At 46.6% G+C, this 16,661-nt stretch carries 16 protein-coding genes; 3 read left to right on the top strand and 13 right to left on the bottom strand.

Annotated features, from left to right (window positions below; translation table 11 throughout):
• Positions 1-3 precede the first annotated feature (3 nt).
• From rplW to rnr, 6 genes are all read right to left on the bottom strand, one after another.
• Positions 4-306, bottom strand: a complete 303-nt coding sequence (gene rplW / locus AC6R00_RS12900; protein WP_053410099.1) for a 50S ribosomal protein L23 — start codon at positions 304-306, stop codon at positions 4-6.
• Positions 303-905 (bottom strand): 50S ribosomal protein L4, encoded by a 603-nt coding sequence (rplD, locus tag AC6R00_RS12895; RefSeq protein WP_004745875.1) that lies wholly within the window; start codon positions 903-905, stop codon positions 303-305. The genes rplW and rplD overlap by 4 nt, the downstream gene beginning before the upstream one ends.
• Before the next feature lie 17 nt (positions 906-922).
• The gene (rplC, locus tag AC6R00_RS12890; protein ID WP_004745874.1) at positions 923-1,552 is read right to left on the bottom strand and encodes a 50S ribosomal protein L3; all 630 of its coding nucleotides are present in this window, start codon (positions 1,550-1,552) and stop codon (positions 923-925) included.
• 14 nt (positions 1,553-1,566) lie between these two features.
• Positions 1,567-1,878 carry a 30S ribosomal protein S10 gene (gene rpsJ, locus AC6R00_RS12885; protein ID WP_004410492.1) on the bottom strand — a complete coding sequence of 104 codons (312 nt, stop codon included), beginning with the start codon at positions 1,876-1,878 and terminating at the stop codon, positions 1,567-1,569.
• Between the two features lie 544 nt (positions 1,879-2,422).
• Positions 2,423-3,160 carry a 23S rRNA (guanosine(2251)-2'-O)-methyltransferase RlmB gene (gene rlmB, locus AC6R00_RS12880; RefSeq protein ID WP_004745872.1) on the bottom strand — a complete coding sequence of 246 codons (738 nt, stop codon included), beginning with the start codon at positions 3,158-3,160 and terminating at the stop codon, positions 2,423-2,425.
• A 24-nt stretch (positions 3,161-3,184) separates the two neighbouring features.
• On the bottom strand, positions 3,185-5,647 hold the full coding sequence (gene rnr, locus AC6R00_RS12875; RefSeq protein ID WP_500640658.1) for a ribonuclease R: 2,463 nt from the start codon (positions 5,645-5,647) through the stop codon (positions 3,185-3,187).
• Between the two features lie 255 nt (positions 5,648-5,902).
• Between rnr and AC6R00_RS12870 the strand changes: the two genes are divergently transcribed.
• Complete coding sequence (locus AC6R00_RS12870; protein ID WP_500640678.1) at positions 5,903-7,312, top strand: amidohydrolase; 1,410 nt, start codon at positions 5,903-5,905, stop codon at positions 7,310-7,312.
• A gap of 101 nt (positions 7,313-7,413) precedes the next feature.
• Here AC6R00_RS12870 and motX read toward each other — a convergent pair whose 3' ends face one another.
• The 7 genes from motX to kefG all read right to left on the bottom strand — a co-directional run bounded on the left by motX (position 7,414) and on the right by kefG (position 14,071).
• On the bottom strand, positions 7,414-8,052 hold the full coding sequence (motX, locus tag AC6R00_RS12865; RefSeq protein ID WP_367938256.1) for a flagellar protein MotX: 639 nt from the start codon (positions 8,050-8,052) through the stop codon (positions 7,414-7,416).
• 223 nt (positions 8,053-8,275) lie between these two features.
• Positions 8,276-9,592 carry an adenylosuccinate synthase gene (locus tag AC6R00_RS12860; protein ID WP_004745865.1) on the bottom strand — a complete coding sequence of 439 codons (1,317 nt, stop codon included), beginning with the start codon at positions 9,590-9,592 and terminating at the stop codon, positions 8,276-8,278.
• A 173-nt stretch (positions 9,593-9,765) separates the two neighbouring features.
• Complete coding sequence (locus AC6R00_RS12855; protein WP_500640657.1) at positions 9,766-10,707, bottom strand: isoaspartyl peptidase/L-asparaginase family protein; 942 nt, start codon at positions 10,705-10,707, stop codon at positions 9,766-9,768.
• Positions 10,708-10,810: 103 nt separating this feature from the next.
• Positions 10,811-11,392, bottom strand: coding sequence for a peptidylprolyl isomerase (gene slyD / locus AC6R00_RS12850; protein ID WP_004745860.1), 582 nt, complete (start codon positions 11,390-11,392; stop codon positions 10,811-10,813).
• A 92-nt stretch (positions 11,393-11,484) separates the two neighbouring features.
• The gene (locus AC6R00_RS12845; protein ID WP_004745859.1) at positions 11,485-11,679 is read right to left on the bottom strand and encodes a YheV family putative zinc ribbon protein; all 195 of its coding nucleotides are present in this window, start codon (positions 11,677-11,679) and stop codon (positions 11,485-11,487) included.
• An 18-nt stretch (positions 11,680-11,697) separates the two neighbouring features.
• On the bottom strand, positions 11,698-13,494 hold the full coding sequence (gene kefB, locus AC6R00_RS12840; protein WP_500640656.1) for a glutathione-regulated potassium-efflux system protein KefB: 1,797 nt from the start codon (positions 13,492-13,494) through the stop codon (positions 11,698-11,700).
• Positions 13,484-14,071 carry a glutathione-regulated potassium-efflux system ancillary protein KefG gene (gene kefG, locus AC6R00_RS12835; RefSeq protein ID WP_004745857.1) on the bottom strand — a complete coding sequence of 196 codons (588 nt, stop codon included), beginning with the start codon at positions 14,069-14,071 and terminating at the stop codon, positions 13,484-13,486. Before kefG ends, kefB begins: the two co-directional genes overlap by 11 nt.
• 171 nt (positions 14,072-14,242) lie before the next feature.
• On the opposite strand from kefG, the gene AC6R00_RS12830 reads away from it, so the two are divergent.
• The gene (locus AC6R00_RS12830; RefSeq protein ID WP_500640655.1) at positions 14,243-16,165 is read left to right on the top strand and encodes an ABC transporter ATP-binding protein; all 1,923 of its coding nucleotides are present in this window, start codon (positions 14,243-14,245) and stop codon (positions 16,163-16,165) included.
• Entirely contained in the window at positions 16,162-16,641 is a 480-nt protein-coding gene (locus tag AC6R00_RS12825) for a TIGR02444 family protein (protein ID WP_004745855.1), read from the top strand. Before AC6R00_RS12830 ends, AC6R00_RS12825 begins: the two co-directional genes overlap by 4 nt.
• Positions 16,642-16,661: the final 20 nt, after the last annotated feature.

Here is a 16,661-nt window from a genome sequence, read left to right as displayed (position 1 = left end):
CTGTTATTCCGCGCCGCCAACGAAGTCAAGATCTTGACCTTCTTTCAAAGTAACGTACGCTTTCTTAACGTCGCTGCGGCGACCTTGGCGTAGACCTTGACGTTTGGTCTTACCCTTAGTGATAAGAGTATTTACAGACTTAACTTCAACTTCAAATAGCTTTTCTACAGCTGCTTTGATCTCTTTTTTAGTAGCATCGATAGATACTTTGAAAACGATAGTGTTCGCTTTCTCAGCAGCCATAGTTGCTTTTTCAGAGATGTGCGGTGCACGTAGAACTTTTAGGATACGCTCTTCAGTGATCATGCTAGCATCTCCTCTACTTGTTTAACTGCGTCAGCAGTAATTACAACTTTGTCGAACGCGATTAGAGAAACTGGGTCAATACCAGCAACGTCACGAGCGTCAACTTTGTATAGGTTACGAGCAGCTAAGAATAGGTTCTCATCTACTTCGCTAGTCACGATTAAAGCGTCAGTTAGCTCAAGCTCTTTAAGCTTAGCAACTAGTTCTTTAGTCTTTGGTGCTTCTACTGAGAAGTTATCAACAACGATTAGACGCTCTTGACGAACAAGCTCAGAAAGAATGCTCTTCATAGCACCACGGTACATTTTCTTGTTTACTTTTTGGCTGTGATCTTGTGGTTTCGCAGCAAAAGTAACACCACCTGTACGCCAGATTGGGCTACGGATTGTACCAGCACGTGCACGGCCAGTACCTTTTTGACGCCATGGCTTAGCGCCACCGCCAGAAACTTCTGAACGTGTTTTCTGAGCACGAGTACCTTGACGAGCACCTGCTGCGTACGCAACAACTACTTGGTGTACAAGAGCTTCGTTAAACTCACGTCCGAAAGTAGTTTCGGAAACAGTTAGTGCATCAGCACCTTTAACCATTAGTTCCATTACTTACTCCTGAGACGTTATGCTTTAACAGCTGGTTTAACGATCACGTTACCGCCAGTTGCGCCTGGGACTGCACCTTTAATAAGAAGCAGATTGCGCTCAGCGTCAACACGTACGATCTCTAGGTTTTGAGTCGTTACACGCTCAGCACCCATGTGACCTGCCATTTTCTTGCCTTTAAATACGCGACCTGGAGTTTGACATTGGCCAATAGAACCAGGAGCACGGTGAGACAATGAGTTACCGTGAGTCATATCTTGAGTACGGAAGTTCCAACGCTTAACAGCGCCTTGGAAACCTTTACCCTTAGATGTACCAGTAACGTCTACTTTCTTTGTTTCGTTGAATAGTTCAACTGTTAGCTCAGCGCCAACTGCAAACTCTTCACCGTTTTCCAAACGGAATTCCCAAAGACCACGACCAGCTTCAACACCTGCTTTAGCAAAGTGACCTGCTTCTGGCTTAGTTACGCGGTTAGCTTTCTTAGCACCAGTAGTAACCTGGATTGCAGCGTAGCCATCTGTCTCAAGAGTTTTAACTTGAGAAACACGGTTAGCTTCAACCTCAACAACAGTTACTGGGATAGAAACGCCTTCTTCAGTAAATACGCGGGTCATGCCCACTTTACGACCGATTAGACCAATCATTCTTCTAATCTCCCTTAACCTAGGCTAATTTGAACGTCAACGCCCGCAGCAAGGTCTAGACGCATTAGAGCATCAACAGTTTTGTCTGTTGGCTCAACGATGTCGATTAGACGCTTGTGAGTACGGATTTCGTACTGGTCACGTGCTTTCTTGTTAACGTGTGGAGAGATAAGAACTGTGAAACGCTCTTTACGAGTAGGTAGTGGGATTGGACCACGAACCTGTGCGCCAGTGCGCTTAGCTGTTTCAACGATTTCCGCTGTAGAAGCATCGATTAGTTTGTAATCGAAAGCTTTTAGGCGGATACGGATACGTTGGTTCTGCATGAGACAGAGCTCCAATATTAAAAATTACACAAACAATATCGCCACTCAAACTCGTAAAGACGAGAGAATGCCGATTGATTTATGTGAAACCGTAACTTCCAAGATTAGGAAGTATTGTCAGTTAATTTTCGATTAACTACCCCTACATACCAGAATCACGTCTGGGGATAGTTATTCCGAAGAATAAGTAGCTAATTGTATTAACCGCGAACATAAGCTGAGTCTACATTACCTGAAATATCAAAGAGATAAATCAGCTCCTCTTCGCTCATTGGTTCACAACTGGCTTAACCAGTGCGACGCATTATACAGATCACAGTTTTACTTGCAAGCGCTGTTTGAAAAATAAACGGAGATGGCGAGAATCGAGAAAGTAATGTTTAGGGCTGACGACAGAACATCAACCCTTTTCGCTTTTGTAGACGGGGGTTATTGCATCAAAAAAATAAACGGCCGTATTTTTCTAAAAACTCTACAATCTCTCTCGCATCTCGGAGCGCAGCGTTCTACAGGACGAAGTCCGTTCTCGACTCTTCCCTCGCTTTTAAGCTAAGCGCTGTCGCACCGCTTCAAATAGGCATACGCCTGATGCAACAGAGACGTTTAGGCTTGAGACACTGCCTGCCATTGGGATCTTGATTAAGTCATCACAAGTTTCGCGAGTCAGGCGGCGCATACCGTCACCTTCTGCGCCCATGACGATAGCTAGCGAACCTGTTAGCTTTGCTTGGTATATGTCGTGTGTCGCTTCACCTGCTGTACCAACAAACCACACACCCTGCTCTTGCAACGCGCGCATTGTGCGAGCTAGGTTAGTCACGCGGACCAAAGGTACAGTCTCTGCTGCGCCACAAGCCACTTTACTGACTGTCGCAGTAATGTTTGCTGATTTGTCTTTCGGCACAATAACCGCCGCAACACCCGCTGCATCAGCGTTACGTAGACAGGCACCTAGGTTGTGCGGGTCTGTGACACCATCAAGAACTAACAGTAGTGGTGACTCATGCTTAGCAAGAATGTCATCTAAGTCATTTTCATTAAGCTGTTTAGCAGGCTTAACACGCGCCATAATACCTTGATGGTTAGCACCGCGTGCTTTGTCATCTAACGTTTTACGAGTCATCTGCTGAATTGAAACACCACACACTTGTAGCTCATTCAGAATCGGCATTAGACGGTCATCTTGACGACCTTTTAGTACAAACGCTTCTATAAAACGCTCAGGTTCACGCTCTAGAACTGCTTTGACTGCGTGAATACCATAGATAAATTCGTTACTCATTTAAAAACCTGTTGGGTTAAATTCTTACTGCGCAGCTTTCTTAGTACGCTTGGCTTTCTTAGGTTTTGCGCCCGGCTTTTTCTTACGCGCCTTGGTCACTTTCGGCTTCTTGCCAGCTCTCGACTCTGATGGCTCCGGACGTTTGGTTGGTTCAACATCAGGGCTGGCTTTACGGCCTGCTTTGCCACCTTTGGTTGCGGCGCGCTTTTTCTCTTTGGCTTTTCTTTTCGCCTCTGCCGCGCGCTTCTTGGCCGTTTTCCCTTCGCCGCGTAGCTTACGACTTGTTTCAACTAATTCAAAGTCAATTTGACGATCATCGAGATTAACGGAAAGCACTTTGACTTTCACAGCATCACCTAAGCGATAGATAGCACCAAAGCTTTCACCGATAAGTCTCTGACCAATCGGGTCAAATTGATAGTAGTCATTCGCCAGTGCTGAAATATGCACCAAACCATCAATATGCAGATCGCTAAGACGAACGAAGAAACCAAAACCAGTCACATTGGCGATAACGCCTTCGAGTTCCTCACCCACATGGTCTTGCATGTATTCACATTTGAGCCAATCAGAAACTTCGCGAGTCGCGTCATCGGCGCGACGCTCAGTCATCGAACATTGCTCACCGTAGAAGTCCATGTCATCAAATGAATTGTGGCAACCACCGGTTGGTGTCCAGCGATCTTTCAATGTGCCATTTTCTTTGGCAATTAGGTATTTAATCGCGCGGTGCAATAGCAAGTCTGGGTAGCGACGAATAGGCGAGGTAAAGTGCGCGTAGCGTTTTAGTGCCAAGCCAAAGTGGCCGCAGTTATCTGCGTTATAGACCGCTTGCTTCATCGAACGCAACAGCATGGTTTGAATCAGCTCTTTGTCTTGACGCTCGCCAATTTGTTTAACTAAGTCCGCGTAATCGGTTGGTGATGGCTCTAAACCACCATTTAGGTGCAGACCTAGCTCCCCCAAGAAGTCACGGAAACCTTGCAGACGCAGTTCACCCGGAGATTCGTGAATTCGGTACAGTGCTGGTTCTTTTGCTTTTTCGACCAAAGAAGCAGAAGCGATATTGGCTAAGATCATACACTCTTCAATAATCTTATGCGCATCGTTGCGAATCACAGGTTCAATACTGTCAATCTTACGCTCCGCATTGAAGATGAACTTGGTTTCCACCGTTTCAAATTCAATCGCACCACGATTGTCACGAGCATGCTTAAGCACTTTGTACATCTTATGCAGCTCTTCTAAGTGAGGAACTAGCGGTTCGTATCTTTGGCGCAGCTCTTCATCCCCTTCAAGGATATGGTGTACCTTGTTATAGGTCAGGCGAGCATGAGAATTCATCACCGCTTCGTAGTGCTTATAGCCAGATAACTTACCCGTCTCGGAGATGGTCATCTCACACACCATACATAGGCGATCAACTTGCGGATTAAGAGAACATAAGCCGTTAGATAATACTTCCGGAAGCATTGGAACCACTTGCGATGGGAAGTAAACCGAGTTACCGCGGTTAATCGCTTCTTTATCCAGTGCACTGTCTGGACGAACATAATAGCTGACATCAGCAATAGCGACCCAAAGTCTCCAACCACCGCTTTTCTTTTTCTCACAGAAAACAGCATCGTCAAAGTCGCGAGCATCTTCACCATCGATAGTCACGAGTGGCAGTTCACGTAGGTCTACTCTACCGACCTTTGCCTCTTCTGGAACTTCTTCACCAAGTCCTTCAATTTGCTTATCGACTGCTTCAGGCCACTCATGAGGAATTTGGTGAGTACGGATCGCAATTTGCGTCTCCATCCCTGGTGCCATGTTTTCACCTAAGACTTCAACCACTTTACCCATCATGCCGCGAGAACGAGAGCCACGATCGGTAATTTCAATCACCACAACGTTCCCCATACGCGCCCCTGCACGTAAGTCATTCGGGATCAGGATGTCTTGGCTAATACGCGAGTCATCGGGCACCACATATGAGTAACCATATTCCATAAAGAAGCGGCCAACGATTTGCGTCACGCGCTCTTCAAGTACACGAACTAGGCGCCCTTCCTTTCGGCCTCGCTTTGAGTTCTCAGTCGGTTGAACTAAGACATAGTCACCGTGGATGATGTTTTTCATTTGGTGATGAGGCAGTACGATGTCGTTATCTTTGCCGACGCTTCCTTCAGGACGTACCCAGCCATGACCATCTTTATGCCCAATCACATAGCCTTTCACCATTTCCAGTTTCTCTGGTAAGGCGTAGCATTGGCGGCGAGTGAAGACCAGTTGCCCGTCACGCTCCATGGCGCGCAGTCGACGACGCAAGCCTTCGTAATGATCTTCTCCTTTCAACTTTAAAGCTTCAAAGAGATCATTACGGTTCATCGGAACGCCAGCTTGGCTGAGGAATTCAAGAATAAACTCACGGCTTGGGATCGGGTTTTCATAATTTTCCGATTCACGAGCTGCAAATGGGTCATTATGGATATTGTCTGACATAGGCGCGCCTAATTAACAAAGGAGGGGGAATTAAAACTAGTATATCTGACTAGCGGGGTAAGCTACAGGTAAGTCGCTTTAATTTCGCAGTTTTTCCACCTATTTTTCATAACTTATCTCGACTCTTCACAACTCATAACATCGTACGATAAAGATCACACTTCATTGCAACTGACTGGGCAAACGATTGCACCTAGTAAAGAAGGGGGTATGATTCAGGAAAAATTTACTATTCCTTTTACTACAGGTGTTGCTATGAGTATCAAACGTACCTTAATCGCTTCGGCTATCGCTAGCCTTGGTCTGTTCTCGCTTCAGGCGTCCGCTGCTGAGAAAGCAGACTTAATGATCACAGATGCCATGGTTCTTACTATGAACCAAGATAAGACCGTGTATGAAAAAGGGACGGTAGTGGTAAAGGGTAATCAAATCATTGCAGTTGGTGACCAGTCCCTAGAGAAACAATACCAAGCGAAGAAAGTACTGGATGTGGATGGCGATATTGTTATGCCTGGCCTTATCAATACCCATACTCACGTCTCTATGACGGTATTTCGTTCTCTAGCTGATGATGTCCCTGACCGACTTCACCGCTATATTTTCCCACTAGAAGCTAAGCTTGTTTCGCGAGATATGGTCCGTATCGGCGCTAACCTTGGTAACGTTGAAATGGTTAAAGGTGGCGTAACCACCTACGCGGACATGTACTATTTTGAAGATGAAGTGGCAAAGACCGTCGATCAGATCGGCATGCGAGCCATATTGGGCGAAACAGTGATTAAGTTCCCGGTTGCTGACGCTGTCAACGCAGATGAAGGCATTCAGTACGCCCTTAACTTTATCAAAGAGTACAAAGACCACCCGAGAATCACACCAGCTTTCGCGCCACACGCCCCATATACGAACACTACAGAAACACTGCAAAAAGTGGCTAAGCTGTCGCTTGAACACGATGTACCTGTGATGATTCACTTAGCGGAATCACATCGTGAAGAAGAGAAAATCGCAGAGCGCTCTGATGGCCTATCGCCTGTTCAATACATGCATAGCATTGGCGCACTGAACAAAAACCTGGTTGGCGCGCACATGATCTTAGTTGATGACGAAGACATTAAACTGGTGAAAGAAGCAGATATGGGCGTCGCACACAACATGAGCGCCAACATTAAATCTGCAAAAGGCGTTTCCCCTGCTCTTAAGATGTACGATGAAGAAGTTCGTATTGGCTTAGGCACTGATGGGCCGATGTCAGGTAACACTTTAAGTACTATTGATGAATTCAACCAAGTGGCTAAAGTGCATAAACTGGTTAACAAAGATCGCGCGGCAATGCCGCCAATCAAAGTAATTGATATGGCGACCATGGGTGCGGCCAAAGCACTGCATATGGAAGACAAAATCGGCTCCCTTGAAGCCGGTAAACTGGCAGATATCATTGTAATCGACACTAAAGCACCCAATATGGTGCCAGTCTATAATCCGTACTCGGCTTTGGTTTACTCAGCAAACTCAGGCAATGTGCGTCACTCTATTGTTGATGGAAACGTACTGATGCAAGATCGTGAAATGCTCACTGTCGATGAAGAAGCAATTCGCAAAGAAGCAATTGAGTTCACTAAAGTGGTTCGTGAGACAGTGATTGAATCTGGTGAAGTGGTCCAATAACCACAGGCTATTAATAACAATGCCCAGCAAGTGCTGGGCATTTTTGTATTTTCGCAACCGACCGAGTGCAGTAAGTCAGGTGCTGTTAAACTTTTGAGCTGTTACCAGAAGGTATCGCGCTTTTTCGCTCTGGCAATAATGTTCTGAGGCATACGCCTCTCTAAGCCTTGCCTTAGCACACTAATGCGTTTGTGTACCCGCTGATCAGCCGTGACCGAGTTATATAGCCAGCGATAGGCATCTTCATAGTCAAGCGGACTACCATAATCACGTAGCAGCAGCTCTGCTAAGTGAATACGCGCATTGAGATTGCCCATAGCCGCCGCTTCACGCAAGTAAGGAATCGCGCGCTCTTTATCTTGCTGAACTAAGGTACCACGTGAGTAATAACGACCAATCTGCTCTAGAGCAGCCGGCAAACCTTGGTGGGCAGCATTTTCCATATAGTAGAGACCTAGCTCTACATCCTGATTGACACATACGCCCCACGCCAACATATCTCCGTATAAAAATTCATACGCAGGCAAGCTGATTCGAGTCGCACGAGCCACAATATCTTCAACAAGCTGACAGTTATCGGCTTTTACACGCTCTAAATGTTGGTTGTTGTTGATGAGTTTAATTAGTTCGGCTTCGGTATATATAGGTATCGGCTCACCGATATCAGGCAACTCATTTGCCTGTACCCATGAGGCACTTAACGCCAACACCATCGAAGCAGCTAATCTTCTTAGCTTCATTTTCTGCACTCTTAACTTCGACCATTGATGTTTTTCGTCAACATCAGATTTGCCGCAAACACGGCAAGCTTGATACTAGTATCGGCAATCAATGCTAACTCTTTAATCAAAATTGCCGTTCTATGGCAAATTGTTGCCGTAAGTTAAGAGAATCGCAAGAAAAATTGGTTATAAAAAAACCGGCGATAGACGCCGGTTTTTAAAATTGCTGAACAATCAGAGATTAAGCCTGGTAAGGGTGAACCTTAATGATTGTTTCGTTACGGTCTGGACCAGTAGAAATGATGTCTACAGGTACACCCGTTAGCTCTTCGATACGCTTAATGTAATCTAGAGCTGCTTGTGGAAGCGCGTCTAGAGACTTAGCACCAAATGTTGTCTCAGACCAACCTGGCATAGTTTCGTAGATTGGCGTCGCTTCTTCGAATGACTCTGCAGCCATTGGAGAAACTTCTAGGATAGAGCCATCTTTCATCTTGTAACCAGTACAGATCTTGATCTCTTTAAGACCATCAAGAACGTCTAGTTTAGTCAGACACATACCAGTTAGAGAGTTGATTTGGATTGCACGGCGCATTGCCACTGCATCGAACCAACCTGTACGACGTAGACGACCTGTTGTTGCGCCAAACTCGTGGCCAACATCACCCAGGTGCTTACCTACTGGGTCTTGCTTGTCTAGACCATCGTAAAGCTCAGTTGGGAATGGACCTGAACCAACGCGAGTACAGTAAGCCTTAGTAATACCAAGGATGTAACCGATGTGGCGAGGACCGAAACCAGAACCTGCAGCAACACCACCAGCAGTCGTGTTAGATGAAGTTACGTATGGGTATGTACCGTGGTCGATGTCTAGTAGAGTACCTTGAGCACCTTCGAACATTACCTTGTCGCCGCGCTTACGTGCTGCGTCTAGTTCGTCAGTTACGTCCATAACCATAGAGGTTAGTAGGTCAGCGTAACCCATACACTGCTCAAGAACTTCATCGTAGCTTACTGTTTCAGCTTTGTAGAAGTGCTCTAGTTGGAAGTTATGGAATTCCATTACTTCTTTTAGTTTCTCAGCGAACATTTCTTTATCGAAAAGGTCACCAACGCGAAGACCGCGACGAGCAACTTTATCTTCGTAAGCTGGACCGATACCACGACCCGTTGTACCAATCGCTTTCGCACCACGAGCGATTTCACGCGCGTTGTCGATAGCGATGTGGTAAGGAAGAATTAGAGGACAAGCTTCAGAAACGAAAAGACGCTCACGAACCGGGATACCACGCGCTTCAAGAGGCTTCATTTCTTTAAGAAGTGCTTCAGGCGATAGTACAACGCCGTTACCGATAACACATTTTACGTTATCGCGTAGGATGCCTGATGGAATTAAGTGAAGAACGGTTTTTTCACCGTCAATTACAAGAGTGTGACCTGCGTTGTGACCGCCTTGGTAGCGAACCACATACTTTGCATCTTCAGTTAAAAGGTCAACAATTTTACCTTTACCTTCGTCACCCCATTGGGTGCCCAGAACGACTACGTTATTTCCCATCTTTCCAGTATCTGTTGCTAGTTAAAAATGGATTCTAGCACTGAATCACATTTCTTGCAGTCATTTTTTAATCATCTAAGCGTAATACCGCTTAAATAAAGGGGTGACTCATCTAACGTCGAATTATATCAGCGACTTAATCGCACTCTTGCTGGACTCAAGTCGCTTACTAGCTACTCGTCTGCGTAGATTTTCACACTAAAACCGCCATTTGCGTCAATGCCTGCTCGGTACATGCCACTGCTGTTCATCGCAAAATGGAGCTGTCCTTGGGCATCAACAGCAATCAGGCCGCCTTCTCCGCCCATCTCTTTGAGCTCACCTTGAATAATCGTCTCACATGCAGTGGCTAGATCTTCTTTCAGGTAACGCATTCTGGCGGCAACATCGCCCGCGACAGTTTGACGAATGAAGAACTCACCCATTCCTGTGGTGGAAACAGCAACATTGCCATTTTCAGCAAATGTCCCAGCGCCGATGAGCGAAGAGTCACCTACCCTGCCATATTTCTTGTTAGTCACACCCCCAGTGCTGGTTGCTGCCGCAAGGTTGCCTTGCTGATCCAGTGCTACCGCCCCTACTGTGCCGTATTTCTTATCATCAGGATATTTAGACTCAGACAAAGCAAACAAGCCTTTCTCTTTCATCGACAGCAGCTGCTCATAGCGGCGGTCAGTGAAAAAATAGTCCTGCTCGGTGAACTCGTAACCATGCTCGAATGCAAACTCCTCGGCCCCTTCACCAATCAGTAACACATGATTGCTCTTGTTCATCACATCGCGTGCGAGCTCAATAGGATTTTTGATATGGCGCACACCTGCCACAGCACCGGCATTTTTATCTTTGCCGTGCATGACAGACGCGTCCATTTCAACCATCTCTTTATGGGTTAAGACCGAGCCCTTGCCTGCATTAAAGTTAGGTGAGTCTTCGAGCACTTTAACCGCGGCAACGACCGCATCAAGCGCATCACCCGACTGAGCTAGAATGCTATGCCCAGCGCGAACCGATGCTTCAAGGTCAGCTAGAATGGAAGCCTTTAACTCTTCGCTCATTTGATCACGTAATATAGTTCCGGCTCCGCCATGAATGGCGATTGAGAATGGTTGAGTCATCGACGGCTCTCCTAACAACGAGTTGACTGATAAGTTAATAACAAAAAAGGCGTTTCCCGTACAGCGGGAAACGCCTTTTACAATCTAGTTCTAAGCTAACGGATTAGTGAGAACCGCAGCTACCGCCACCGCAGCAGCCATCTTTCTTCTCTTCACCGTGATCATGGCCTTCGCCACCACAGCAACCACCTTCGTGATCGTGGTCGTGACCACAGCCACCAGCTTGGTGAACATGACCGTGCTCAACTTCTTCTGCTGTCGCTTCACGTACCGCTACAACTTCAACGTCGAAAGTCAGAGTTTGACCCGCAAGCATGTGGTTACCATCAACAACCACTTCGTCGCCATCAACTTCTGTCACTTCTACAGGGATTGGACCTTGGTCAGTATCCGCTAGAAAACGCATACCTACTTCGATTTGCTCAACACCTTGGAATACATTTGCAGGAACACGTTGTACAAGTGCGTCGTTGTGCTCACCGTATGCTTCTTCTGGAGAAACGGTTACAGAGAACTTAGCGCCTGCTTCCTTACCTTCTAGTGCTGTTTCAAGACCAGTGATTAGGTTGTTGTTGCCGTGTAGGTAATCTAGTGGCGCATCAGCCGTAGACTGATCAACAACAACACCGTCTTCCAATTTCACTTGGTAAGCAAGGCTTACAACTACGTTCTTTTCAATTTTCATATTTACTCCAAGGAGAATAAAGGACCTTAGCCCAAACTAAGGTCTATAAACTTTCTACGGGGGTATTATGGGGATGATTTATAGAAACACAATCAATCGGGCTTAAAAATGCCGATCATTTCTTGACCGCCATGCTCTGTTTTCTCAACGGACTGAGGCTGACGTTGGTCTTGGTGACCACATTCAACACATTCTACTAACTCAATATTATTCTCTATCCACCAGCGCAAAGTGTCTTGTGCTGAACACTTCGGGCAGCTGGCGCCTGCGATAAATCTTTTTTTCATCTGTTTTGTTTCACTAGTTTAATCCCAGAAGTTTTTGGCTTGTTGATCACTCTCTAGCTCTCGACCAAATATCTCTTCCAGTTCTTTGCGGGCTTCTTTGGCTCTTTGGGCCAATTGTTTATCATCATTGTGCTGAGGCAGCAATTCTTTGAGCATAGCATTATCGAGCTTTCTAAAATGCGCTTCCGCTCGCTTTGCTTGATACGGATGCATGCCTAAATTGATCAAGGTTTGACGACCAAGATCTAAGGCACCTAAGAAGGTTTCTCGTGAGTAGTTGTCTACCCCATGACTCAAAAGTTGATAAGCTTCGACGCGACTTCGAGCACGTGCCAACAATTTCAAATCAGGGAAATGGGTTTGGCACAACTCAACTATTTGCATGATCTCGTCTGGCGAATCAGTACAGATCACCATGGCCTCTGCTTTATCTGCCCCCGCCGCACGAAGTAAATCGAGCTGAGTTGCATCACCATAAAAGACTTTATAGCCATATTTACGCAGCAACTGGATCTGACTCGCATCACTTTCTAGGACGGTCACTTTAATCTTGTTGGCATACATCAAACGGCCAATGATCTGACCAAAACGACCGAAGCCTGCGATGATGACTCTTGGCTGCTTATTAATGACATCACTGCGCAGAGCCTCAACTGATTCTGCATTTAAGCCACGGGCATACCATTTGTTTTGTGCCATCAGCAGCAGCGGCGTCGTGACCATAGACAAGCTCACTACCACCAACAAAAATGCGGTTTGCTCTTGGTTGATTAGGCCTTCGCTGCTTGCGGCAGTAAAGATAACGAAAGCAAACTCACCACCTTGGCTAAGTATTGCTGCCATCTTGCTGCGAGCTTTAGCACTGCTGCCCGCGAGTCGTGCTAGAAGGTAAAGAATCAGCCCCTTAACGATAACTAACCCGATAACAGCGGCTAATATTGTGAAAGGCTCTAAAGCAAGTAAGCCAAGATTGACCGCCATGCCAACAGCAATGAAGAACAGTCCAAGCAGCAAGCCTTTAAAAGGTTCAATCGCTATCTCAAGTTCATGGCGATATTCGCTCTCTGCGAGTAACACGCCCGCCAAGAAGGTGCCAAGTGCCATGGATAGACCAAGGTGTTTCATTAACAAGGCGATGCCAATGACCAACAGCAGTGCTGCAACTGTGAACAACTCTCTGACACCACTGAGCACCACATAGCGAAATAGAGGCCTAAGTAGGAAGTGACCACCAACCAGCAGCCCGCCGACACCACCTAGCATCCACAACGCATCGAGCCAGTTACCTGCTGTATTCCCGGCTAAGACCGGAAGAATCGCGAGCATAGGAATGACCGCAATATCTTGGAATAGCAGAACCGCAAAACCAGACTGTCCGGTCTCGCCACCAGCTAACCCTTGCTCTTCGATGACTCGTAGGGCGATAGCAGTAGAAGAAAGCGCTAAGCCCATACCAATCACAAGACTGGTTTGCCAAGACGTTCCTGCCAGATAAGCAACGCACGACAATACCAAAGTTGTGACAACAACTTGCGCTCCGCCAAGCCCTAATATCGGGCCTTTCATTTGTAAGAGCTTTTTCGGGTTCAGTTCCAAACCGATCAGAAACAGCAGCAGAACGACACCAAACTCAGCAAAATGGAGGATGGCTTCTACATCGCGGATCAACCCTAGCCCCCAAGGACCAATCGCGACGCCCGCAAGCAAATAGCCCAGCACTGAGCCAAGACCCAATCGCTGAGCAAGCGGCACGGCAATAACCGCAGCCGTCAGAAAGATCACACTACTCTGGAGAAAATCACTTTCAAGCGCCATTCCCACCCCCTACTACTTGTTCAGTATAGGTTAGCAATGGATTATTCAGCCATTGACGATAGGTCTCCGCATGTTGATAGCGTTCCATTTCACTGACATTGCGTGCCCAATAGAGCACCAGTGGCTCAATCCACTCCATCTGACACAACGCTGCAGTAAGCTCAAACGGCTGCAAAATTTCATCGAGCGGATAGCGGTTGTAACCGGAGCGCCCAAAAGCTTCTTCTTTGCCTCCGGTGGTAATCACGCTGCGCCAGTATTTTCCTTTCAGCGCTTCTCCCTTGCCGTAGGCGAACCCCTTACCGAGAACGCGATCGAACCACTCTTTAAGCAAAGCGGGGCAAGAGTACATATAAAGAGGATGGTGGAACACAATCACATCGTGTTCTTCAAGCAATTGCTGCTCAGCCGGAACATCAATAAAAAAATCTGGGTAGTGTGCATAAAGATCGTGCACGTGGACGTGATCAAGCGATTCAATCTTCTTGATCATCATTTGATTAGCCACAGAAGTTTGTGACTCTGGATGGGCATAAAGCACCAACACTTTAGGCTTGTCGGATGATAAACTCTGCATTCCTTCGACAGCAATCCTTAATGTTATGAATAGCCAGTTATGACTGTTTTTATTGCCATTTATCGTTATCAGTTTGTTATACGTTGTTAGTGGCAATAACGCAACGATCGACATAACTCGTTAACTACCCTACTATTCGTCGCAATACGAGCAAAGACAAAGCAAAAGATTATGATTACCTTCTCTGGCATCCAGCTTCTTCGAGGTGGCAAACCACTTCTAGATCAAGCTTCGGCGACCATTCATCCAGGCGATAAAGTCGGTCTAGTCGGCAAAAACGGTTGTGGTAAGTCAACCCTGTTCGCCCTAATCAAAGACGAACTCTCTATTGACGCGGGTAACTTCAGTAAACCGGCGCACTGGGAAATGGCTTGGGTGGCACAGGAAACCCCTGCACTGGAGCGCAGTGCTATTGAGTATGTCATTGATGGTGACCGTGAATACCGCCGCCTTGAATCAGAGCTAGAGACGGCAGAACAACAGGACAAAGGCACTTTGGTCGCCGAAATCCATGGCAAGATTGAAACCATTGGTGGCTACAGTATTCGCGCACGCGCCGCAGAGCTACTCGATGGTTTAGGTTTTAGCCAAGATCAGATGAGCTGGAATCTCACTCAGTTTTCTGGTGGTTGGCGTATGCGCCTTAACCTTGCACAAGCACTGCTTTGTCGCTCGGATCTTTTGCTACTCGATGAGCCAACCAACCACTTAGATCTTGATGCTGTTATGTGGCTCGAACGTTGGCTGCAAAACTACCCTGGTACGCTTGTCCTTATCTCTCACGACCGTGATTTCCTAGATCCTATCGTGGGTCGCGTTATTCATGTCGAAAACCAGCAACTCAATGAGTACACAGGTAACTACTCTTCGTTTGAAGATCAGCGCGCGCAAAAGCTTATCTTGCAGCAAGCTCAATTTGAAAAGCAGCAAAAGCAAATGTCGCATATGCAAAGTTATATCGACCGCTTCCGCTATAAAGCCTCAAAAGCTCGCCAAGCACAAAGCCGTATCAAAGCCCTTGAGCGTATGGAAAAAGTGCTACCTGCTCAGCTTGATAACCCGTTCAGTTTCCAGTTCCGCGACCCAGAAGCATTGCCAAACCCAATCATCATGATGGATGAAGTATCAGCGGGCTATGGCGACAATCTGATTTTAGAAAAGATACGCCTTAACCTAGTCCCTGGTAGTCGCATTGGCCTTCTCGGTCGCAATGGTGCGGGTAAATCAACGCTCATCAAATTGCTCTCGCGTGAGCTTATTCCTCAGAGCGGCGATCTAACCTACTCACAAGGCGTCAAGATTGGCTATTTTGCTCAGCACCAATTGGAAACGCTGCACCCTGAAGAAACACCACTGCAGCATATGATGCAAATCGCCCCAGATAAGAACGAGCTTGAACTGCGTAACTACCTAGGCAGCTTTGGCTTCCAAGGCGAAAAAGCGTTAGAAAAAGTCGCACCGTTTTCTGGTGGCGAGAAAGCGCGCCTAGTACTGGCTTTGATCGTGTGGCAAAAACCTAACCTGTTGCTGCTCGACGAACCAACTAACCACCTTGATCTGGATATGCGTCAAGCACTCACGATGGCTCTGCAAACCTTTGAAGGTGCCATGGTGATTGTTTCGCACGACCGCTACTTGTTACGTGCAACCACAGATGACTTGTACCTTGTACATGACCGCCAAATTGCACCATTTGATGGCGACCTAGCTGATTACTACAAGTGGTTGACGGAACAACAAAAAGCCGAGCGCCGAGAGGCTCAAGCTCAGCAACCAGAGAAAAGCTCTGTAAACAGCGCGGCGGCAAAGAAAGACCAAAAACGTCGTGAAGCCGAGTTCCGCAAGCAAACGGCACCAATTCGCAAAAACCTGACAAAACTTGAAGAAAAAATGGATAAGTTGGGCGTTAAACTTGCGGAAGCAGAAACGCAATTATCAGATAACTCACTTTATGATGCCGAAAATAAAGCTAAACTTAACGAAGTGTTAGCTATTCAGGCCAATAGCAAAGGTGAGCTAGAAGATGTCGAAATGGAATGGATGGCTCTACAAGAAGAGCTAGAGAATATGGAGCAGGAGTTCAATAGCCAATGAGTTCAAAGCACGTCGCTATTTCTTTAACACTGGAACGGTTGTGGCAATTTAGCTTGCAGTACTACAGTGTGCGAGAAGTAAAAGAGGCGTGCCTCCATCTGCAAAACCACTTCAAAGGTAACGTTAACCTACTCCTGCTGCTTAAATGGCTTGATGAGCAGCAGGTTTGCTTTCAAGAGCAAGACTGGCACAAGGTTGAAGAATGCCTAGGGCGCTCAGAAGCCTTACTGCACAGTTACCGCGAGCTAAGACGAAAACTCAAGCTCCACCTCCCAGATACCTTGTATCGTGAATCACTGCAATTTGAGCTGCAATTAGAAAAGCAGCAACAATCTGATCTGGTCGATTGCATCAACAGTATTGAACTTACAGTGAATCACGCAGAGCCCCTTACTTTACGTTACTGCCGCCAATTAGGCGGTGAACAGCTGTATGAGGCTTTCGCTGAACCTATCGACGATATTGCCAATCTCTAAGCCCTAAGCTTTGGAACCGT

This window comes from Vibrio sp. R10-SF1-ISO8 (assembly GCF_059833805.1).
The sequence above is the reverse complement of the archived record's forward strand: the minus strand, read 5'-3'. Positions and strand labels throughout refer to the sequence as shown.